The organism is Vibrio hepatarius, assembly GCF_011806575.1.
In the GTDB taxonomy this organism is placed as follows: Bacteria; Pseudomonadota; Gammaproteobacteria; order Enterobacterales; family Vibrionaceae; genus Vibrio; species Vibrio hepatarius_A.
Map to the genome: position 1 here is coordinate 115371 of NZ_JAATOO010000008.1, position 20870 is coordinate 136240.

General features: G+C 47.0%; 20 protein-coding genes. 13 read left to right on the top strand and 7 right to left on the bottom strand.

What is annotated here, in order from left to right:
• Positions 1-5: 5 nt before the first annotated feature.
• The gene (locus HCZ42_RS08405) at positions 6-959 is read right to left on the bottom strand and encodes a GGDEF domain-containing protein (RefSeq protein ID WP_167420343.1); all 954 of its coding nucleotides are present in this window, start codon (positions 957-959) and stop codon (positions 6-8) included.
• Positions 960-1009: 50 nt separating this feature from the next.
• Complete coding sequence (locus tag HCZ42_RS08410) at positions 1010-1912, bottom strand: DMT family transporter (protein WP_167420267.1); 903 nt, start codon at positions 1910-1912, stop codon at positions 1010-1012.
• 318 nt (positions 1913-2230) lie between these two features.
• Here HCZ42_RS08410 and HCZ42_RS08415 point away from each other — a divergent pair, with 318 nt between their 5' ends.
• From HCZ42_RS08415 to phnE (HCZ42_RS08445), 7 genes are all read left to right on the top strand, one after another.
• Entirely contained in the window at positions 2231-4186 is a 1956-nt protein-coding gene (locus tag HCZ42_RS08415; RefSeq protein ID WP_368484177.1) for an ATP-binding protein, read from the top strand.
• The gene (locus tag HCZ42_RS08420; RefSeq protein WP_167420268.1) at positions 4183-5568 is read left to right on the top strand and encodes a sigma-54-dependent transcriptional regulator; all 1386 of its coding nucleotides are present in this window, start codon (positions 4183-4185) and stop codon (positions 5566-5568) included. Before HCZ42_RS08415 ends, HCZ42_RS08420 begins: the two co-directional genes overlap by 4 nt.
• A 214-nt stretch (positions 5569-5782) precedes the next feature.
• A complete protein-coding gene (locus HCZ42_RS08425; protein ID WP_167420269.1) occupies positions 5783-6994 on the top strand; it encodes a glycerophosphodiester phosphodiesterase family protein in 1212 nt (403 codons plus the stop codon).
• A gap of 232 nt (positions 6995-7226) precedes the next feature.
• Entirely contained in the window at positions 7227-8267 is a 1041-nt protein-coding gene (gene phnD / locus HCZ42_RS08430; protein ID WP_167420270.1) for a phosphate/phosphite/phosphonate ABC transporter substrate-binding protein, read from the top strand.
• An 87-nt stretch (positions 8268-8354) separates the two neighbouring features.
• Positions 8355-9125, top strand: coding sequence for a phosphonate ABC transporter ATP-binding protein (phnC, locus tag HCZ42_RS08435; protein ID WP_167420271.1), 771 nt, complete (start codon positions 8355-8357; stop codon positions 9123-9125).
• Positions 9113-9904 (top strand): phosphonate ABC transporter, permease protein PhnE, encoded by a 792-nt coding sequence (gene phnE, locus HCZ42_RS08440; protein WP_167420272.1) that lies wholly within the window; start codon positions 9113-9115, stop codon positions 9902-9904. The genes phnC and phnE (HCZ42_RS08440) overlap by 13 nt, the downstream gene beginning before the upstream one ends.
• Positions 9904-10707 (top strand): phosphonate ABC transporter, permease protein PhnE, encoded by an 804-nt coding sequence (gene phnE / locus HCZ42_RS08445; protein ID WP_167420273.1) that lies wholly within the window; start codon positions 9904-9906, stop codon positions 10705-10707. Before phnE (HCZ42_RS08440) ends, phnE (HCZ42_RS08445) begins: the two co-directional genes overlap by 1 nt.
• Positions 10708-10824: 117 nt before the next feature.
• Here phnE (HCZ42_RS08445) and HCZ42_RS08450 read toward each other — a convergent pair whose 3' ends face one another.
• Positions 10825-11610: an HAD-IIB family hydrolase gene (locus tag HCZ42_RS08450; protein ID WP_167420274.1), complete on the bottom strand. Its 786-nt coding sequence runs from the start codon at positions 11608-11610 to the stop codon at positions 10825-10827.
• 231 nt (positions 11611-11841) lie between these two features.
• A complete protein-coding gene (locus tag HCZ42_RS08455) occupies positions 11842-13425 on the bottom strand; it encodes a BCCT family transporter (protein WP_167420275.1) in 1584 nt (527 codons plus the stop codon).
• A gap of 405 nt (positions 13426-13830) precedes the next feature.
• On the opposite strand from HCZ42_RS08455, the gene HCZ42_RS08460 reads away from it, so the two are divergent.
• Entirely contained in the window at positions 13831-14424 is a 594-nt protein-coding gene (locus HCZ42_RS08460) for a porin family protein (RefSeq protein ID WP_167420276.1), read from the top strand.
• A 76-nt stretch (positions 14425-14500) separates the two neighbouring features.
• Here HCZ42_RS08460 and speG read toward each other — a convergent pair whose 3' ends face one another.
• Positions 14501-15025, bottom strand: coding sequence for a spermidine N1-acetyltransferase (speG, locus tag HCZ42_RS08465; protein WP_167420277.1), 525 nt, complete (start codon positions 15023-15025; stop codon positions 14501-14503).
• A 277-nt stretch (positions 15026-15302) separates the two neighbouring features.
• On the opposite strand from speG, the gene HCZ42_RS08470 reads away from it, so the two are divergent.
• Positions 15303-15812: a hypothetical protein gene (locus HCZ42_RS08470; RefSeq protein ID WP_167420278.1), complete on the top strand. Its 510-nt coding sequence runs from the start codon at positions 15303-15305 to the stop codon at positions 15810-15812.
• 46 nt (positions 15813-15858) lie between these two features.
• Here HCZ42_RS08470 and HCZ42_RS08475 read toward each other — a convergent pair whose 3' ends face one another.
• On the bottom strand, positions 15859-16173 hold the full coding sequence (locus HCZ42_RS08475) for a DUF1840 domain-containing protein (protein ID WP_167420279.1): 315 nt from the start codon (positions 16171-16173) through the stop codon (positions 15859-15861).
• A gap of 300 nt (positions 16174-16473) precedes the next feature.
• On the opposite strand from HCZ42_RS08475, the gene HCZ42_RS08480 reads away from it, so the two are divergent.
• Positions 16474-17031, top strand: a complete 558-nt coding sequence (locus HCZ42_RS08480) for a DUF1439 domain-containing protein (protein ID WP_167420280.1) — start codon at positions 16474-16476, stop codon at positions 17029-17031.
• A gap of 75 nt (positions 17032-17106) precedes the next feature.
• Here HCZ42_RS08480 and HCZ42_RS08485 read toward each other — a convergent pair whose 3' ends face one another.
• Entirely contained in the window at positions 17107-17535 is a 429-nt protein-coding gene (locus HCZ42_RS08485; protein ID WP_167420281.1) for a MarR family winged helix-turn-helix transcriptional regulator, read from the bottom strand.
• Positions 17536-17772: 237 nt separating this feature from the next.
• Between HCZ42_RS08485 and HCZ42_RS08490 the strand changes: the two genes are divergently transcribed.
• The 3 genes from HCZ42_RS08490 (at position 17773) to HCZ42_RS08500 (ending at position 20863) form a co-directional block, all read left to right on the top strand.
• A complete protein-coding gene (locus tag HCZ42_RS08490) occupies positions 17773-18768 on the top strand; it encodes an NADP-dependent oxidoreductase (protein ID WP_167420282.1) in 996 nt (331 codons plus the stop codon).
• A gap of 209 nt (positions 18769-18977) precedes the next feature.
• Entirely contained in the window at positions 18978-19394 is a 417-nt protein-coding gene (locus HCZ42_RS08495) for a hypothetical protein (RefSeq protein WP_167420283.1), read from the top strand.
• 170 nt (positions 19395-19564) lie between these two features.
• Positions 19565-20863, top strand: coding sequence for a TolC family protein (locus HCZ42_RS08500; RefSeq protein ID WP_439848992.1), 1299 nt, complete (start codon positions 19565-19567; stop codon positions 20861-20863).
• The last annotated feature ends 7 nt before the right edge of the window (positions 20864-20870 follow it).

Sequence of the window (20870 nt, forward strand, 5' to 3'; positions counted from 1 at the left end):
CTGGGTTAAATCGACACAAACGAGACGCCGTTTTTGCCGCTGCGTTTTACTTGATACATCGCTTGGTCAGCGTGCTCGTAGAGCTTTTCGAAGTCTTGATATGCGCCGCTGAACTGGCAGACACCGATACTAAAGCCGATGTTAGCTTCACCGTTTTCAAGGCGAATAGGTTGGTAGGCTTGGCTCAATAAGTTATCGGCAAACTGCTGGACCATGTCTACGTGGTAGTGCGGGCAGAAAATCACGAACTCGTCGCCACCCATACGGGCAATTTTGGCTTTTTGAGGAGCGAGTTTTCTCATCCAATCGGCAATATAAACCAGCACCTGATCGCCCGCTTTGTGTCCAAGGTGGTCGTTTACTTTCTTAAAATCATCCACATCGATAAAGATCAAAGCCGATGAGTCTTGCGGCGAGAGCGTTGGGCGCTCGTCAAACGCCGATTTCAGCGCTTGGCGGTTCATCAATCCAGTGAGTGGATCTTGTGTGGCAAGCTTGGCCAACTCAAGCTCGTAGCGTTTTTCATTGGTGATGTCGATGTGCGTTCCCATAATGCGCAACGGTTCGCCATCAAGTGTGTACTCGACGATTCGTCCGCGGTCCGACACCCAGCTGTGGCTACCGTCTTTGTGGATCATACGGTGTACGACCTGATACGCCTCGGTTTCTCCGTTGAGATGAGATTCAAACGCACCGACCGCAAGCTCATAATCGTCTGGGTGTAATTTGCTTTTCCAGGTTTCAACGTTGGCTTCTAACTCGTGTGGTTGAAACCCCAGCATCTTGCCCCATTCCATATTGAAGATGGTGAGTTTGCCCGTTGGGACGTGTTGTTCCCACAGGCACAATCCAGTTCCGTCTAACGCGGCGTTGAGCTTTTCTTCGAGACGTTGATTTTCTTTCTTCAACTGTTCGATAGTTTGTTCGAGTTGTGCAATCTTGTTTGACTGATTTTCCATCATCTCTACAGCTCTTGCTTTCACTTTATGCCACGCCGGATTCGGCATACCTATTCGTGCACTTTGGCACGTCTGACAACTTGTTTACCAAATACGTTAATCAATGCGCCGGTAACAATCAATGAACCGCCAATGTATGTCCAGATTGAAGGGACCTCGTTAAACAGCCACACGCCAATCAAAGTCGAGAAGACGATCTGCACATAAGAGTACGCAGATGCCTGCCCAGCAGCTTGTGTTTGCATCGCTTTAGTTAAACCATATTGGCCGACTTGGGTAAAGATGCCGACCAGAATCAGCATCATGGTCAGAAACAGACTTGGCCAGACGAAGTTGTCCCAAATCAGCAGCAATGAAATCGGCAATGCAACCAGCGGGAAGTAAAAAATGATCACCGAACTGTCTTCCGTTTGGCTCAGTTTACGAACCACGACATAAGCAATAGAGCTGCCGAAGGCACCTAATAGTGCGGTGGCAACGCTGAACAGCGGCAATTCGTTCACCTGATTACCGTCTAGCGTCGGTTGCACCATCACGAGAAGCCCAAGTAAACATAGCGCGATACACATCACCGTCGGCGTTTGTATACGCTCTTTAAGAAACAGCAAGCCCAACAGCGCAGTGAACACCGGATGAACATATTGAAGAATCGTAGCTTCGGCGAGTGGTAGAGTCGTTACCGAATAGTAAACGCACATCAGTGCGAAAGTGCCGACCGCGCCTCGCAAAAACAGAAGCGGTTTGTTGTTGCCCCAAATAGAGATTCGTTTTCGCTTCACATCCAGATAACTGAGGATCAAAGAGACCAACGCCCTTGCGGCGACGATTTCAAATACCGGAATGCCGTATGTGCTGACGTATTTTACGCACGTTGACATTAGGGCAAATCCCATGGCAGACAAAATCATATATCTGACCCCAACCGGGATCCCTGAAGCAAACGTAGAAGGCATGTGCGCAAAATAATTAACAAAATGAGCCGATATGATACAACATAATGTTCTTTCACGTTGAGCAATTTTGACCCATCTTGCGCTTGTTCGAAGGCGTGAAAACATCTTCTCATCCCAGATAGGGAGTGGTTGGTATTTAAGTTTGATTAAGGTATCGGTTTAGAGACTTTCTTCGTATCTGATGCACAAAATAAGCATTGTCATCTTTATTAATAAAATGTAGTGATGTTTTATTAATATTGTTAAAGGCTCCTATTTGGTACACATCTATCCCAAACAGGTAGACAACGTGCGCGCTGAGCAAAAGGAGATTGTGTTGTGAATCAGCTGACCCGCCACCCGATGAATCAAACAGAAACGACAAACTCGACTTTCTCACCGTCCACACGCTGGCTTAGATGGAAGGGGATTGAGTTGCGTCTTGGCCTCGCACTGGCGATTCTTTCGATGACCACTCTGTTGCTGGCGCTGTTCTCGACCTTCACCTTCAACCGACTTGACCAAGCGCTGGTCGAGCTAAAGGAAAAAGATATTCCTGCTTTAGAGCAAGCAGCGCGGCTGAATGACATGGTGCGTTTGGTGATCACCGACTCCTCCACTTTGACCGAAGCGGACTCTAATTTAGAACGTCGTCAGGCGATCCAAAGTATCGAAAGTAACATCCAACAGATGACCGATATTATGGGGAGCTTTCCGGAATACTACGCTTATTTCAAAGACATCATCGCTCAGGTGAGTAACAGCCTAAGTCTGTTGTATCAAAGCGGAGAAGAGTCTCGCCAACTCAACCAAGAGTTAAGAAACTTGCTTGAAGGCTTTTACCCACTGTTGCAACAAGTGAGTGATGAGCTGGACCTATTGCCCTCTGAGCAGAAAGAAAAAATTCAATACAGCCAGCTGAAAGCACTGCTTTATTATCAACTTGGCTTGGTGGAAAAGCTTTACAACGATAGTAGTTTCAATGAGTTGGACTACACCAGCTACCGCCTTGAGCAAGTCGGGCTGGAATGGCGAGGGTTGTGGCAGGCGAGTGGCGTATCGGAACTGCGTCCAGAGCTGGATGAAAAGCTATCGGTGATTTACACCCTTGCCTCTCGTTCCAGCAAGCTTTATCAGCTTAAAAACCAAGCCCTAGAGCATCATTATCAACAAGAGTACTTTCTGCAAAATAGCCGAGAATATCTCAACCAGCTTTCGATCCAGATTGAAGGCAATACCTCGAAAGTGAATTTAGAAATTGACGCTTCCATCGTCAGAGCGCAGCGCTCTCTGACGTCCAACCGCACGCTTTCGCTCGCGTTATCCATATTCAGTTTGCTCGCGGCGGCGGCGATCGCTTGGTTCTACGTGCGCAAGAACATTCTTGAGCGTTTGCTGCAATTGAAAGACGACATGTTCGCGATTTCAACTGGTCACCTCGATACCAAGATCGCCGTAAAAGGTAACGATGAAGTCACGCAAATGGCCAAGTCGCTGCAAGTGTTCCAAGCCACGGCGAAAGTGGTCAAGCAGACCAACCAAAAACTGGAAGCGGAAGTGGAAGAGCGCCGACTCGCGGAGGAACGTTTACGCGTCACGCAAGACGAGTTAGTGCAAGCGGGTAAGCTCGCGGCGCTTGGTCAGCTCAGCGTTGGCATCACACACGAGATCAATCAGCCGCTCACCGCAGTCAATAGCCACGTCAGGAGTGCGCAGAAATGGCTTGAGCAGCAACGTGCCGACAAAGCGGTGATCAACTTACAAAAGATCGAGCAGTTATTGGAAAAGGTGGCTGCGTTAACCCATCACTTGAAAGCGTTTTCGCGCAAAAGCGACGGCAAAGTTTCAGCCACGCGAGTATTACCCGTGGTCAGTGATGCAATCGAGTTGTTTGCTAACCGCGAAATACCGATCAAACTCGAGTGCAGCATTCCCGCAGATGAAATGGTGCGCGCGAATGCAATTCGACTTGAGCAGGTATTGGTGAACCTGTTAAGCAACGCAGTGGACGCGGTGAGTGATAAAGACAACCCACTCATCGTGGTACGTATTGAGCACCACCTGAACGATATTACGATTTCGGTGAAAGATAATGGTAAAGGAATCGCTGAAGATGATCTTCCGCATATCTTTGACCCGTTTTACACCCGCAAAGAAGTCGGCAAAGGGCTTGGGCTCGGGCTGTCGATCGCGTTTAACATCATTAAAGATTTTGGTGGCTCGATTAAGGTGTCATCACAGCCAAAGCAAGGCACAGAGTTTAAAGTACAACTAAAACAAGGCGAGAACTCATGAACATGGAAAAGCACGTCACGCTGATAGACGATGAAGTGGATGTAGTGGAAGCGGTGAGTGAGATGCTGGAACTAGAGGGTTTTAACGTCACTTACTTTACCGATCCCAAACTGGGGCTGAAGTGTCTTTCGCCAAGCGCAAAAAACGTCGTGTTGTGCGATGTGAGAATGCCAGAAATGGATGGCTTAATGTTGCTGGATGCGGTGCAAAATCGCGCGCCAGGTTGTGAAGTGATTCTGATGAGTGGTCACGGTGATATCCCAATGGCGATAGAAGCGATGAAGCAGGGCGCATTCGACTTTATCGAAAAGCCACTCGACAGCGATGAAGTGATCGAAAAGCTTAACTTAGCGATTGAACATATTCAGGCGCAGCCGGATCTCAATGACGCCGAAGACCTGCCGATTGAATCGGTTGTGATTGGTGAATCGCAAGCGATGGAGCGGATTCGCAATCAGGTGCTTGCGCTATCTCGCACGGGCGTCGATACCATCATCAATGGTGAGACGGGAACGGGTAAAGAGGTGATTGCTCGCGCGCTTCATCAATACAGCGACCGTAAAGACAAACCGTTTGTGGCCATCAACTGTGGTGGTATGACCGAGAGCATTATTGAGAGTGAGTTGTTTGGCCACGAAGCGGGCTCTTTTACCAGCGCAAACAAAAAGCGCATCGGCAAAATTGAACAGGCGCACGGCGGTACTTTGTTTCTCGATGAAATCGAAAGCATGCCCATCGCGGTACAAATTAAGCTACTTCGTGTGATCCAAGAGCGGGTGATTGAGCGTGTTGGTGGGAATACTCTGATTCCGGTTGATATTGTCGTGGTTGCGGCGAGTAAAGCCGACCTAGCCAAGTTGAGTGAACGCGGTGAGTTTCGTGCCGATCTGTTTTATCGACTGAACATTGCCAGCCTGAACCTTCCACCATTAAGACAGAGAAAAGAAGATATTCAAGCGCTGTTTAGGCACTTTGTGGTGCAAGCCAGTCAGAAATACAAAACCCGTCCGTCCAGCCTGTACGCTGAGCAGATCCAGCAGTTGTGCCGCCACGACTGGCCGGGTAACGTGCGTGAATTGCGTAACGTCGCGGATCGCTTTGTACTCGGTATCGTTGGTGATGGCTTTGATCTGCAAACTCCTGCAACATCAGGCGAAGAGAGTTATTCATCGCAGCAACCTTTTGCTTTTGAACAGCAAATGGAGCAATACGAGCGGAACGTGTTGACCGAGGCTTTGATTGAGATGGCGGGTAACATTAATGAGGTGTCATTGCGTTTGAATCTGCCACGTAAGACGCTGTATCGTAAAATGAAAAAGCACCAATTGGATAAAGAGAGTTTTAAGCCGAGTCGAGAAACCAGTCAGCACAATCAACCTTGAGACACAAATGACCCAAGCGTAGTGGGGCGCGAGTTTTTGTTTTTTATCTCCTTGAAATTATTGATTATTTTTCTTGGCATAGAGTCTGCTAATTGTGAGGTTGCTCGGTTACAGGAATAAAACATCCGACACTGTTATCAAACTGAAATGTGGGGGTGTTTTAGTAACGGGCGCAAATAGTCAAATAAAACAATTTTGCTGCAAGGAGAAACCGATGAAGCAAATCTTAACGAGTAGTATCGCTCTATTGTTAGGCGTCAGCTCACTGGCTATGGCAGGGAATGAGCCTGCGCAAGTTGGACCACGACCTCTGTATCTGGTTAATGACATGGAAGATGGTGAACTAAAAAACAAACTTCAAAGCTGCAGTGCCGGTCCTTTTCGTCGTACCGACTTTTCTATCGGCCACCGCGGCGCTGCGATGCAGTTCCCTGAGCACACTAAAGAGTCTTACCTAGCGGCAATCGCGATGGGTGCAGGTGTATTGGAGTGTGACGTGACGTTTACCAAAGATAAACAGTTGGTATGTCGCCACTCGCAAAGTGACCTACACACCACCACTGATGTTTTGGCGCACCCTGATCTCGCGAAGAAGTGTACCGTTCCTTTCAAACCAGCGAACCCAGCAACAGGTGAAGATGCGCAAGCAGAGTGTCGCACCTCAGACTTCACTTTGGCGGAGTTTAAGACGCTAAAAGGTAAGATGGACGGCGCAAACCCGAAAGCAACAACGGTTGAAGAGTACATGCAAGGCACACCGGGCTGGCGTACTGATCTTTATTCACAAACTGGTACTTTGATGACACACGCAGAGAGTGCGGAGCTGTTTAAGAAGTACGGCGTGAAAGTGACGCCAGAGCTCAAAGCTGCTGCAGTTGAGATGCCATTCAACGGCTTTAGCCAAGAGATGTACGCGCAGAAACTGGTAGATGAACTGAAGCAAGCGGGCTTTAGTGCCAAAGACGCGTATGTGCAATCTTTCAACCTAGATGACGTTAAATACTGGATCAACAAAACACCTGCGTTTGGTAAGCAAGCGGTTTATCTTGATGACCGTATGTACGAGCAAGAAGGTTTTGTTGCAACATTGGACAACATGAAAGCGCTATCTGATGCCGGCGTGAACATCATCGCTCCACCGCTCTACGCGTTGTTGGCGCTGGATAACGATAAGAAAATTGTTCCGTCAGACTACGCAAAGTTAGCTAAACAAGCTGACCTCGACATTATCGCGTGGACACTTGAGCGTTCTGGCCCGCTGTCGCAAGGCGGTGGTTGGTACTACCAAAGCGTGAGCGAGCAAATTGACCAAGACGGTGACATGATGAAAGTGCTTGATGTGTTAGCGCAAGATGTTGGTGTTCTTGGTGTGTTCAGTGATTGGCCGTCAACCGTCACTTACTACGCGAACTGTATGGACATTTAAGTCTGATAAAACGTGATTGCTAAAGGGCCGAAAGGCCCTTTTTTATACCTTAAATTTGAGTAGGACAAAAATGACCCAAACCGATAAAATTGCGCAGGACACAAATGACCCAAATCTAAATGGGTATATCTGAGGTGTTATTAAGTTATTGAATTATAATAAAATAAAAATTGGCACAGCATCTGCAATAACAAAAGCGAATAATACAATAACGTGAATGTAAGGTTCTAATATGAAAAACAGTGTAAAAGGATTGTTAATCGCTGGCTCTTTGCTGCTGCCTTCAGTTGTACTGGCTAATGACTGTGCGAACCGTGGTGTTTTGGACGAGCGCTACTGCGACGAGAACAACGATTTAGTCGCGGATGCACCAAAAGACTCGGCGGAATGGATCGACCCGAGTACTCTCGTCTTTACCTATACGCCAGTGGAAGACCCGGCGCTCTACAAAGATGCGTTTGCTGACTTCCAAGCGCACCTGAGCAAAGTCACTGGCAAGAAAGTGATTTACTACACAGTGCATTCGAACTCGGCTCAAGTAGAAGCAATGCGCTCTGGTCGTCTGCACGTGGCGGGTTTCTCAACCGGACCAACAGGCTATGCGGTTAACCTAGCGGGTTACGTACCAATCGCAGTAAAAGGCGATGAGAAAGGCTTTCAAGGCTACAACCTGATCACTATTGTGCGCAAAGACAGCGGCATTGAATCAATGGCGGACTTAAAAGGTAAACGTGTTGCCCACACTTCTGCATCATCCAACTCTGGCAACCTTGCGCCGCGCGCTCTATTCCCAGCTGAGGGACTCGTTCCGGACGAAGATTACAAAGTGCTGTATTCCGGTAAACATGACCAATCAATCCTTGGTGTTTACAACGGTGACTACGATGCGGCGCCTGTTGCATCGGATGTATATGATCGTATGGTCGCAGCGGGTCGTGTTGATGGCGCAGATCTAAAAATTATCTACCGTAGTCCACGTTTCCCAACTTCTGCGTTTGGTTACGCTTACAACCTAAAACCTGAACTGGTCGACAAGATCAACGAAGCGTTCTTTAGCTACCGATTTACACCGGAAATGAGTGCAGCATTTAAAGGCGCAGATCGATTCTCGCCAATTACCTACAAAGAAGACTGGGCGGTTATCCGAGATATCGCACACGCAACGGGCACCGCTTACACCAAAGCAGGCTTGAAAAAGCTGGCTGAGAAAGACGCCGCTAAGCGCGCGAAGCAAAAAGCCGCAGAGCTCGCTAAGCAAGCGAAAAGCCAGTAATCCCAACTTAACTTTCAACGTCAATTCGTACAGTGCTCTCACGAGTAGGGCACTGTACACCCCCAATTTATTACAAGGAACAGCTGTATGGCCGTAGCAAGCTATGACGGAATAAAGATCAACAACCTATTTCATGAGTACGTGGCAGGCAAGCCAATCCTTAAAGGCATTGATATCAACATTGATAAGCCGGGCATCATCGCCATCATTGGCCCTTCAGGTACAGGTAAGAGTACCTTACTGCGTTGTATCAACCGCCTTAACGACCCAAGCGGCGGTGAGATCATTTTTGAAGGCGAAGACCTGACGAAACTGCAAGGTCAAGCTCTGCGCAAGCAACGTCGCCACATTGGTATGGTTTTCCAAGAGTACAACTTAGTTGAGCGTTTAACGGTGATCGAAAACGTACTCAGCGGTCGCTTAGGTTACATGAGCGCTTGGAATGCATGGCGTCGAAACTACTCGCAAAAAGACCTGAAGAAAGCCTTTGAACTGCTAGAGTTCGTTGGCCTACAAGATTTTGCCAATCAGCGTGCAGACAGCTTGTCGGGTGGTCAGAGGCAGCGTGTCGGTATTGCTCGCGCGGTGATGCAAGACCCATATATTTTGTTGGCGGATGAACCGACCTCGTCACTCGATCCGAAAACCGCAGTAGAAATCATGGAACTGATGGAGACGTTTGCGGAACAGAAGCAAATCCCGGTTCTGGTCAACATCCATGACGTGAATCTCGCCAAGCGTTTTGCCACCCGCATTATTGGGATGTGTAACGGTAAAGTACATTATGACGGCAGTCCGCAAGGCATTACCGAACACGATCTTAAGATCATCTACGGGGGTGAGTCATGGCTGGATTAACTGCCGATGGCAAGGTAGAAAACCCGTTCAAAGCCTCATGGGCGACTCGAATCGGTTTTGCGGCAGTCATCGTATATCTGTTTTACAGCGTATGGACGCTTGGGCTGACGTTTGATCGTTTAATGATCGGTTTGGTGGAAAGCGAGCGCTTACTGGCGCGCATGTTCCCGCCGGATTTTTCGCGCACTAATCTGCTGCTAGGAGGTTTGGCGGAAAGTTTGCAGATCGCGATTATTTCGAGCTTTTTCGGTATCGTCATTTCGCTGTTCTTGGGATTGCTCGCGGCTCGAAACATGATGCCGTCGATTATCTCAACGCCCGTACGTGGTTTTATCGCTTTATGCCGTTCGTTCCACCCTGTGATCATCGCGATTTTGTTTGTAAAAGCGGTTGGCTTTGGTGCTTTAGCAGGGATATTGACGCTGATTTTTGCGTCGATTGGCTTTATCGCCAAGCTGTTTGCCGAGGCAATTGAAGAGATCTCATTTAAACCTGTCGAAGCGATTCGTGCCACCGGCGCAAGTTTTGTCAGCGTCATCCTTTATGCTGTCATGCCTCAGGTATTTACTCGTTTCATTGGTTTCGCCAGCTACCAGCTTGATTCGAACCTTCGCAACTCAACCATGGTGGGTATCGTGGGGGCTGGTGGTTTGGGCGGGACTTTGTTTTCAGCTTTCCAACGTTTCGACTACGACTTTGTCGCGGCGATTTTGATCACCATTATTGCGCTGATTCTGGTCGGGGAGTTTTTGTCTAATGTAGTAAGGAGAATCTTCTGATGACGACAGCTTCAATTGATAAAGAATGGCAGCGATTTACTTTTAGTGAACGCATGGCTCGCTACGCGGTGTACTTGTGTATGGTCTCTGCGATCGTTTGGTCTTGGCAAACGGTGGAGGTGATCCCAGAGTTCCTGTATGACGCGCCGGCTCAGTTTGCAGATATGTTCCAGCGTATGGTGCCGATGGATTACGCTTTCTACCCTGAAACTATTCACGAAGCGCTGATTGAGACCTTGCACATTGCGACGTTAGGGACGCTGTTTACACTGGTATTCGCGATTCCTCTGGCATTGCTGAATGCGCCAAACATTACTCCAAGCAAAACCTTAAACTGGATTGCTCAATTCTTCTTGGTGTCATCGCGTTCGGTTAACTCACTGGTTTGGGCGCTATTGTTTATCGCGCTGTTTGGACCGGGTGTATTGGCGGGGATCATGGCTATCGCGGTGCGCAGTGTCGGCTTCGTCGGTAAACTGCTTGCAGAAGCCATCGCCGAGGCGAACATGGGAACAATCGAAGCGCTGAGAGCAACGGGGGCTTCTTGGGCAAGCATTCTATTGAAAGGTTACTGGCCACAAGTGATGCCAGCGTTTTACTCTATTGTGTTGTTCCGTTGGGACATCAACGTACGTGAGTCAGCGGTATTAGGTCTGGTGGGCGCGGGCGGTATCGGTGTGGTGCTCAACGACGCGCAAAACCTATTCGAGTGGCAGAAAGTGTCGATGGTACTGGTCAGTATCTTTGCGGTGGTGATCGTTGCTGAAGCGCTCGTCGTACATATCCGTAAGAAGCTTATTTAAATCGTTTTAAGAATCGGAACTTTTCCTTTCTTGAGTCCTTAGGTTAAGTTCTGTTATTCCCGACTGCGAGTTCCATCGTAGTCGGGAATTATTATTTTAGTCTCGGTAAAGTTGATCTTATTCGCCGTGCTTAAGGGCGATAAGCTGATCGACAAATTCTGCAAATCCATAGCCGCCAGGTTGAGTCATTACCAGTGAGGGCTTGTGTTGTAACTGCTGCCAATAGTTCTCAATGTTCTTAACCCCGATGGTTAGCGGGAGTGTCTCAAACATTTGTTGGTCGTTGAGCGAGTCGCCAACGTAACAACATTGCGTCAGTATTTGTTGTTGCGATAAGCCTTTCTCTGCCAGATAGCTAAGCGAAGTCAGTTTCTTTGAATGCTCGCCGTACCAAGCATTAATGTGGATTGAACTGGCGGTGGCGTGCGCGCCTAACTCATGGATCTGGCTGACAATGGCTTGGACGATATCGCTCGCCAGTGGCGCACGGTTCTGACCGATATCAATCGCCACTTCACACAGGCGATAGGCTTGATCCAATGTCAGGTCGACGTCGGGGTAGTGTTCAAGAATCGATTCGACAGACGTTTTGAGCTTCTCTTGCTGCTGACGCATAAATGCAAGGTCGACACTGGATTTGAGTGTTAGTCCTGATGCGCCTTTTTCCATGATAAATGCGCCGTTTTCACCTAATACCGCATTGACTGGCCAAAGCTGCGCGATGTGATCGCACCAACCCGCACATGCCCCCGTGACGGCGATAACTTGAATATCGTGTTGCTGGAGTTTGGCTAATGCGAGCAGCGTTTCTGGCGGTAGCTTTCCGTGCCAAGTCAGAGTGTCATCAACGTCAGTCAGGACGTATTTGACCGATTTCCATTCCTTTGAAAGTGCGTTTCCCATCAAAAAATTCTTCACTGTTTATACAAGTGATTATTGTATGAATTTTCAGCGCTAAATTCAGTGAGGTCAACGAGGTTAGGCGGACTCTGACGCACGTTTTTCTCACCTTTTGTCGTGTTTGACGATATGCGTACCGAGTGATGGGCAACGTGTTCTCAACGAGACGTGCTGATCGTCAGGGATAAAGAAAAACACCGAACGATTTCGTTCGGTGTTTTGTTAGTTTTGTGGTTAGTGTTGATAAGCTGGTAGCTCGGATCGTAGCCCTTTGACCAAGCTGATACACATCAGCAGCAACACAAAGGTAAACGGCAGTGCGGTTGCAACTACGCCAGATTGCAGTGCTTGTAGCGCTTCTTTGCCCCCGACAAACAACATTACCGCTGCGATAGCACCTTCAATACACGCCCAGAAAATACGCTGTGGTACGGGTGCATCAATCTTACCGCCTGCGGTAATACTATCGATAACCAGTGAACCAGAGTCTGACGAGGTGATAAAGAAGACTAAGATCAACATGATCGATAGAACCGAAATTACCGAACTGTATGGTAGCGCGTCATACACATGGAATAAGGTCAACGAAATATCAGTCAGACCATTTGCACCCAACTCACCAACTTTGTTCACGACCTGATCCAGTGCGATACCACCAAATACTGACATCCAGATTAACGTGACTGTAGTAGGAATCACGATCACAGCGAACAGGAACTCACGTACGGTACGGCCTTTTGATACACGTGCAATGAACATTCCGACGAATGGCGACCACGAGATCCACCAAGCCCAGTAAAATACCGTCCAACCGTGCATCCATGTTCTGTCTTCACGGCCGTGAGGGTTACTCAACGGAATGATGTTTTGTGCATAAGCCAGCGTCGTATCCCACAGTGATTTAACTGCTGTATCGAAGCTGATGTAGGTAACAAAAATTAACAGGGCAAAAGCGACGATCATGTTGATGTTACTTAGTAGCTTAACGCCGCCGTCGATACCACGAATAACGGATAGTACGGCAATAAAGGTAACAAACGCGATCACTACCATTTGCATACCAATACCGCCATCTAGCCCAAACACATGGTTGATACCACTGGTTGCCTGCTGTGCACCTAAACCAAGCGAAGTTGCTAGGCCGAACAAAGTCGACAGTACTGCAAGGATATCAATCACATGCCCTAACCAGCCCCAAGCACGGTCACCAAAAATTGGGTAGAACGCAGCGCGTAGTGATAGCGGAAGGCCTTTGTTGTACGCAAAGAACGCTAGCGATAATGCGACAATCGCGTAAATACCCCAACCATGAATGCCCCAATGGAACAATGTAGCGCCCATCGCTAGTGATTTAGCTTCTGCGCTATATGGTTCTGCGTTCAGTGGCGTTCCCCACCAGTCAGTAAAGTATGCCGTTGGTTCGGCGACACTCCAAAACAGTAGACCGATACCCATACCAGCAGCAAACAGCATTGATAGCCAAGAAAGAGTGGAGTGCTCCGCAACGGCGTCTTTACCACCAATACGAACTTTACCTAACGGAGAGAAAAGCAAAGCTACCGCGAAGAATAAAAAGAAGTTGGTCGACCACATGAAGAAGACGTCAAAGTCTTCGATGATACCGTTTCTAAGACCGTTGAGAGCGTCTCGTGCGGTTGATGGGTCAAGAACAAGAAGAGAAATTAGGCTGAGAATAACCAGACCAGCACTAATACCAAAAACAGGATTATGAATATCGAAACCCCACTTCTGGACGTTGTCCTGTCCAACCTGATAGTCAGTCGTTTCGATACTATATTTTTTTAATGCATTTTCCATAAATACAATTGCTACGTTTTATATAAACGCCTTTCTCTAGTGAGAAAGACAACAAAACCGCCTCCAATTAATTTGAGTTCTAAAGTTTAAGTTGCGCAAGAAGTGTAACAAAGATCACAAATTAACTCAAATGGCTGTAAATTTCGTCAAATTGGAACGTTGGTGATGTGATTTGAATATAAAAATCTTATGACATCTAAACAATTTTGTTGGTGGTGATAAACGTGCTATCCGAATGGCAAATGGTATGTGGTATATAAATATGCTTATGGTAGGATATGCATGTAGTTTTACTGGTAGTGGTTTGAGCGTAAATCACGATATAAATCAGTCAGCTACATTCCTTTAGCTACAACCATTTTGCGGCTACAAACATTCTTAATTTAAAATAATCAGAGTAACTTTATGAATCCACGCTTTTGGTTTCTACCAGCGCTAGCAACGGCTGGCATGAGCTTTTCTGCTTTTGCTTCGACGGAGCAGCCTGAGAGTGAACGCACATTTTATCTGGGGGCCGATTGGGCGGCTTATAATGACGTCAAACTTGAGTCAGGCGGTGTCTCTATTTCAGAAAATAGTGACTTCGGTGATTTAGGGTTCAACTTAGTTGCTGGATACGAATTCAATACACACAAAGTTGTGAAACTGGGTGTTGAAGCAGAATATCGCTCGTTTTCTGAAGTGAATTATGAAGACGTATTAAAAGTTGAAGGTTCTGGTTTTTACATCAACATCAAGCCGAAATTTATTGTTCAATATGATGAGGCAGATGTGTATGTATCGCTACTGGCTGGTGTGGGCAACATGGATATTGATGCCAAAGCTGAAGGTGTTAGTGCATCAGAATCTGAAGCGAGCTACCAATTTGGCGCGGAGCTGGGCTTTATCATCAACCGTAATGTGGACCTCCACTTAGGTTATCGTTCGGCGCACGTTGAAGTCGACAATATTGATGCATCGGTAAATACGGCATACTTAGGTGCTCGTTACTTCTTCTAAAGTCAGCAGAGCAAACTTGAATAAAAAGGCGAACATTATTGTTCGCCTTTAGTGGTTATAGAGGAGCGGATTTGTTTTATTCGTCTTTGTTGCCGCTGTAATGATGCTGCAAAATGTACATCCGTTTTACATCGCGGTAGCGGCCGTTCATAAAGTATTCTTCTACCAAGTGGCCTTCTTCGATAAAGCCGCACTGTTTATACAGATGGATCGCTTTTTCATTATCAAGTGCGACCAGTAAGTAAATTTTGTGCAGGTTGAGGATCGAGAACGAGTAATCCAGTGCGCGGTGAACCGCTTGCTTTGCGTAGCCTTTGCCTTGATAGTCGGGGGCAATGATGATCTGGAACTCAGCACTACGGTGGATGTAGTTAATCTCGATTAACTCGACCAGCCCAATCAACTCTTTATTCTCATTTTCAACCACGAAACGTCGCTCGGCGTCATCGTGGATGTGTTTTTGGTATAGCTCTTCCAACTCGTCATATGACTCGTATGGTTCTTCAAACCAGTAGGTCATGATGTTGCGGTTGTTGTTAAGGTCATGAATAAAACGTAAGTCAGAACGCTCCAAAGCTCGAATGCTTAGACCTTTTGTCATGGTACTTCTCCAAACAGAAAAACACCTACCAAACGTTGGTGAGGTTGTCTCTATGATAGAGAGAATTGGTTAAATGAATAGTGAAATTTTGCTTATTTTTGCAACCAGTGGAATAGCCTGTCTGTGCAGTATGTTGAGAGGTCATAAGGTGGTCAAACTGAGCGGTGATCTCTCGCGCTTGTTGCTCAGACATTACCGGCGTTGTGCTTTCGGCTTTACTGCTCTATCTATTAGCGCAACCTAGCCAACAGCCAATGAGCGCGTGAGGAGTCAAGTCATGAAAATCAGATATCAAATCAGTCGCCGACTCGCTGCAGTGGTGTTGTCGGCAGTGATAAGCACATCGGTGTTGGCCAGCGAGATTGATTACCGAATTGAAGGAATGCTCACTGTGCCAGTAATGACGCAAGGGCAACTACTGTGGTTGAAAGGGCGAGTGGGAGGAGGGGAGTATCAGGCGCGAAATGCTCAGGGAGAGCTGTGCCGAATAACGGTCCCTGTCGCGGTTGGACTTATTGATCAGAGTGCGGGTTTGGATGTCGCCGACGTGACTGGACTCAAGATTGCTATTCGCAGCCCTGAATTGAGTCGAGCGATTCTCAATGGAGAGCCGATACACAGTGAAGATTGGGTTTTTAGCTACAAAGGTGAGCTTAAGCAAAGCGACGGTTACATTGTCGAGGGCGTTGCGCGGGAGGAAGGGTTTGTTATCAATGCGCGTAAACGTTGGATTTCTTGGTTGCTAGATGAAGAGCGAGACGCTAAGTGTCAACTTGCTGATTTATAAAGTTAACGAGCCCGAAATGGCGGTGCTATTTCGGGCGCGTTGCGGCTTATTCTTTGTCCCACATAACGTCGCAGTCGTCTTTTGCCGCTGCGGTCAAGAGTTCGAGTAGCGGAAGCGCCCGAGTTGCAATGCTTACTTGTGGCTCGGCATCTTCTTCGTCATCTTCTACTTCTTCAGGGTCTGGTTTGTTTTTTTCGATCGCTACCGCCGCTTTAAATTGTTCAAGTGCTGTTGGCACATTCTCGGCCGTAATTGCGCCGGGAACGGTTTCACTGTGCCCCATCATTTTGATCATCTCGAGGGCGACGTTACCAAACATAGTGACGTTGGCATAAGCTTTGGTACGGAAAGTTACGAGCATAAACAGCTACCTTTTGTGCGTGTTTTATTAAGCTAAACCATAGCACATAGTTGGAAATGTAAGCCATTGAGGCAGCGCACTATCGTTACGTTGATTGGACGAAAGCAATATTTGTGTCAGTAATGATATCCAGATTCCCGTCAAACTTGACACATTCTGGGTTTCACTATTGTATTGAGGGAAGAGCGTAGTGAAGTATTAATAATTTGTCCGATGAATTGGAATTATTGCTCTATTGCTATCGATTTGATGAGTAATAGAATTCACTGTTTGCAGTAAACGAATAAGAGCTAACAATTGATGATAAATAAAATTGCCAAAATCCTAGCCGTAACCGCCACAATATTTGTCGTTAACGGTTGTGCGAGCTATAGCATCACCGAACAGGATATGAATCAATACTTACAGGACAAAGCGAAGATTAATCAGTCTGTTGGTGTTCAAAACGTTATGTATGCTCAAGTTTCGGTGGACGATCTTGAGGTGAAGATTGGTCGTGCAGATGCTGATCGTATTTCCGTATTCGCCAATACTACCGCAAACATACAGTTTTTAAGTCAGCAAGATATGGGGTTGGACCTTGACCTAGAGTTCAGTGCCATACCTAAATATGACCAAGATACTGGTGAGGTCTTTTTGCAATCGCTGCGTTTAGAGCGATTTGAAGAGAAAAGCAAACGACTGACGCCAGAAGTCAGTAAGCTGCTCAAGCCAGCGGTATCGATGATAGGCTACGCATTATCAAACCAGCCAGTGTATAAGCTGGAAAGCGATAAAGTTCAGGCGGTATTGCTCAAGTCGGCAAGTCCAAATCTGGTTATCAAAGACAACAAGCTAGTGATTGAACTATTCGATTAATCGCTGCCTCGCCCGTTTTCCGTCGTCAGTCAGTTTGTTCAAAACAGAGTGACGACGGATGATTTAGCGCCAATCTTAATCGCTTTTACGCAGGTTGGTGTCCAGTTCAAGACACAACACTCGCAGCGCTTCAATACTCTCCGCCGCCATACTCGAGCGAGACTCCAGTTTCGCGGTCAGCTCTTGTGCTTCTTCCTGCAACTGGCTGCCTTTTGGCGTCAAGGAAATCACTTTCTTGCGCTCATCTAACTCTGAAACTTTTCGCGTCAATAGCCCTTTGGATTCCAAACGCTTAACGATAGGTGTCAATGTGCCTGGATCTAAGTGGGTATCTTGAGAAAGCTCTTTGAGACTCACATCGTTTTTACACCACAGAGAGTGCATCACAACGTACTGAGGATAAGTCAGGTCGTATTCATCAAGTAACGGGCGAAATGCGCGTACTAACGAGTTAGTCGCTGTGTACAACGCAAAGCAGACGTTGTCGGATAATTTATCGGCCATGAGTGAGTCCATAATTGAGCAAGGGCAACATGATAACAAATTCTACGTAATTTAAAATATTTTGCGTGCAAATTATTTTTGAGCAAAGGTATTGCTTTCTCCTCTGACTCAAGTTAACTTAATTGCAAATTGTTTGTGCGCAAAGTATTTGTTAGCCAAGCAACGCGATATTTCGTGATACATCCAGTCAGTTTCATGGCGGCGTATCTCGTGAAACAAAACTAAAGAGAGAGCAAAATGAACAGCCAACAAATCCACCTAGTGTCTCGCCCAAGCGGCATGCCAACACAAGAAAACTTTAAACTTGTTGAAGTTGAACTCCCTGCAATCCAAGACGGTGAAGTACTGGTCAGAAACACTTGGATGTCGGTAGACCCATATATGCGCGGTCGTATGGTGGTTAGTGACTCATACATCGCGCCATTCGAGATTGACGAAGTACTGGAAGGCGGTGCCGTTGGTGAAGTGATTGAGTCTAAAAATGCAGATTTCCCTGTCGGTGCGAAAGTAAGCAATCTCAGTGGCTGGCGCACAACCTTTGTCAGCGATGGTAACGATCTGACATTACTTCCTTCGGTTGAACTCCCTGATCAACACTTCCTTGGTGTTATTGGTATGCCAGGTCTTACTGGTTGGGTTGGTCTGTTTAAAGTGGCGCAGCTTAAACCAACCGATACTGTATTTGTATCAGCGGCATCCGGTGCGGTAGGTAGTGTAGTTTGCCAAATCGCCAAACAATACGGCTGTAAAGTCATCGGCTCCGTAGGCTCTGATGAGAAAGCGGAGATGGTCAAAGCGATGGGCGTTGACGCTGTGATTAACTACAAGAAAGTGGATGATCTGACTCAAGCGCTACGTGAAGCTGCACCAGAAGGCATTGATGTTTACTTTGAAAACGTGGGCGGTGCGCACCTACAAGCGGCGCTGGAAGTGATCAACCCATATGGTCGTATCCCAGTTTGCGGCATGATTGCTGACTACAATGCCGATGTTCCACAACCTGGTCCTAGCAACTTACTGCAAATCAACACTAAGAAGCTGACAATGCAAGGCTTTATCGTGATGGATTACTGGGAGCACTATGGCGAGTTTGTTGAACAAATGGGCCAATGGATTAAAGAAGGCAAAGTGAAGTCTGAAGAGACTGTATATGAAGGCCTTGAAAACGCAGCTGAAGCATTTATCGGTCTATTTGAAGGCAAAAACAAAGGTAAGATGTTGGTTAAGATTTAACGAGCTAAGTGATAAGTACAGGTGGGCATAAGCCCACCTTTTTTGTCTTCACGTACTGAAAACTTGCTCACATTATTGCTATAGCCACTGGATATGTACTAATTAAACTCAAAAACAACGTTGACCTTGCCCCTAAGGTAAGCTTTAAGATACTTGGGTTTTGTTACTAGTGCATTTTAATAAAGTACGTTTTGATATATAGGTGCGTGATGACCAACACGTTTCGAACAACATGGATTACGATACTCAGCATTCTTGCAATGTTGATGTCTAGCTATGTTTCGAGCGCACCTGTCATGATGGCGAATATGATAAGTCCATCAGCAAACCTCAATCATAACGCTATGCAGTCAAACACCAATATGGCTGGTTGTGACACAGTCGTAGCCAGTCTTGACCATGCTCAGCACGCAGAAACGTCTTCCCCTGAAACGAGCTCGCATTGCGCAACACTGATGGATGATGCTTACAACTGTTGTTCGTCGGTCTGTTCTAGTGTCTGTTTCCCACTGCAAGTTTCTCAAGTCTCGCGAGATTACACCTTCTCGCTCGCACTTCATTCTCCAATCATTATCGGTGACAAAGTCACCCGCTCGCAAAGCATACTGCGCCCGCCTTCCATCTAAATCCTTATCTGATGTTTAACGCCTTTCACGTTAGTCAGCGTAACGCTGCGTAGTGAGGGATCGATCTACGCGTCTTTTGACGCCCAGAATGGATAAAGATTGTGAATATAGACACACGATTAGTCGCCGTGGCAGCCAGTATCGCCGTGGTGCTGTATCCGTCGGTTTCGGTGAGCGCCGAAACCAAGGTGAGGTCAGTGGCTGAGGTTACTAATGCCACAACGCAACTCAACCAATTAATTGAACACGCGCTGACACAAGACAGCAGCCGAAAACAGTACTTTGCGCAGTCACAAGCAATGCGCGAAACCGGCGTTGCCAGCGCCACGCTCATGGACCCGAAACTTAAGGTCGGATTTGGCGGACTGCCTGTCGATAGCTTTGAGTTTGATGAAGACCCAATGACCAATATTTCGGTGGGTTTGATGCAGCAGTTTGAACGCGGTTCTAGCTTGGACTTGCAACAGAAGAAAGCCAATCAACAGGCCGATGGCGCCGCTTTTCAAGTTGAGACCCGAGAGCGTGAAGTGGCCAATAACATCACTCAGCTTTGGTTGGAACTTGGTTATCAGCAAACCGCACAAACGATATTGCAGCAAAATCGCACCTTGATGAGAGAAATGGAGCGCTTCATTCAAACCAATTACTCGATTGGTAAAAGCGAAGCGCAAGATCTGCTGAATGCGCAACTGCAAGTGACCAAACTGGATGAAAAACTGCAGGCCAATGCTCAGATGCAGCGTCGTATTATTACCCAACTTTCTGAGTGGTTAGGCTCTGACTGGTTGAACGCTAATCAGTCAGTTCGAGCGATCAACCAGTTGGATTGGAGCTCGCTTGATCAGCTCGTCAATACCGATACCACCAAGCATTACCAGCAATTGCTCCAGCATCCGATGGTCAAAATGGCGGATGTCAGTATTTCAGCCAATCAAACCCAAGTAGAGCTGGCAGAGGAATCTTACAGCCCCCAGTTTGGCGTGGAAGTCATGTACGCCTATCGCCAAGCGGAAAACATGCGAGGTGAACCAGCATCCGATTTGGTGAGCGCTTACCTGACCATGGACATTCCTTTGTTTACAGGTAACCGCCAAGACAAAAACTTAGCGTCAGCGCAATACCAAGTAGGCGCAGCCAAGTCTCAAAAAGATACGCTATTGGCGCAAATGAACGCCAAAGTGAACGCGTTGTTAGTCGACCGAAGCAACCTAGAGCAGCGACTTGAACGTTATCAATCGACCTTATTACCCCAAGCTTCAGCGCGAATTAAAGCGGTAGAACGAGGGTATCAAAACAATACCGCCCAGTTTAATGATGTGATCACTGCCACCACGGATGAGCTCGCGATTCAGCTCGAACAGCAACGTCTCACGACCGATTTAAACATAGTTAACAGTAACTTAGCGGCGCTGCTGGGAGGGTTTGACTATCAAGTAGACAAACCTCAACTCGACGACATTGAAGAATAATAAGGTA

Coding starts and splice junctions, on each gene's coding strand:
- HCZ42_RS08455 (WP_167420275.1), bottom strand. CDS start 13,425: ATGGAAAATGCATTAAAAAAATATAGTATCGAAACGACTGACTATCAG.
- HCZ42_RS08475 (WP_167420279.1), bottom strand. CDS start 16,173: ATGCTCGTAACTTTCCGTACCAAAGCTTATGCCAACGTCACTATGTTT.
- phnD (WP_167420270.1), top strand. CDS start 7,227: ATGAAAAACAGTGTAAAAGGATTGTTAATCGCTGGCTCTTTGCTGCTG.
- HCZ42_RS08420 (WP_167420268.1), top strand. CDS start 4,183: ATGAACATGGAAAAGCACGTCACGCTGATAGACGATGAAGTGGATGTA.
- phnC (WP_167420271.1), top strand. CDS start 8,355: ATGGCCGTAGCAAGCTATGACGGAATAAAGATCAACAACCTATTTCAT.
- HCZ42_RS08480 (WP_167420280.1), top strand. CDS start 16,474: ATGATAAATAAAATTGCCAAAATCCTAGCCGTAACCGCCACAATATTT.
- HCZ42_RS08425 (WP_167420269.1), top strand. CDS start 5,783: ATGAAGCAAATCTTAACGAGTAGTATCGCTCTATTGTTAGGCGTCAGC.
- HCZ42_RS08460 (WP_167420276.1), top strand. CDS start 13,831: ATGAATCCACGCTTTTGGTTTCTACCAGCGCTAGCAACGGCTGGCATG.
- HCZ42_RS08490 (WP_167420282.1), top strand. CDS start 17,773: ATGAACAGCCAACAAATCCACCTAGTGTCTCGCCCAAGCGGCATGCCA.
- speG (WP_167420277.1), bottom strand. CDS start 15,025: ATGACAAAAGGTCTAAGCATTCGAGCTTTGGAGCGTTCTGACTTACGT.
- HCZ42_RS08495 (WP_167420283.1), top strand. CDS start 18,978: ATGACCAACACGTTTCGAACAACATGGATTACGATACTCAGCATTCTT.
- HCZ42_RS08450 (WP_167420274.1), bottom strand. CDS start 11,610: ATGGGAAACGCACTTTCAAAGGAATGGAAATCGGTCAAATACGTCCTG.
- HCZ42_RS08485 (WP_167420281.1), bottom strand. CDS start 17,535: ATGGCCGATAAATTATCCGACAACGTCTGCTTTGCGTTGTACACAGCG.
- phnE (WP_167420273.1), top strand. CDS start 9,904: ATGACGACAGCTTCAATTGATAAAGAATGGCAGCGATTTACTTTTAGT.
- phnE (WP_167420272.1), top strand. CDS start 9,113: ATGGCTGGATTAACTGCCGATGGCAAGGTAGAAAACCCGTTCAAAGCC.
- HCZ42_RS08470 (WP_167420278.1), top strand. CDS start 15,303: ATGAAAATCAGATATCAAATCAGTCGCCGACTCGCTGCAGTGGTGTTG.
- HCZ42_RS08405 (WP_167420343.1), bottom strand. CDS start 959: ATGGAAAATCAGTCAAACAAGATTGCACAACTCGAACAAACTATCGAA.
- HCZ42_RS08410 (WP_167420267.1), bottom strand. CDS start 1,912: ATGCCTTCTACGTTTGCTTCAGGGATCCCGGTTGGGGTCAGATATATG.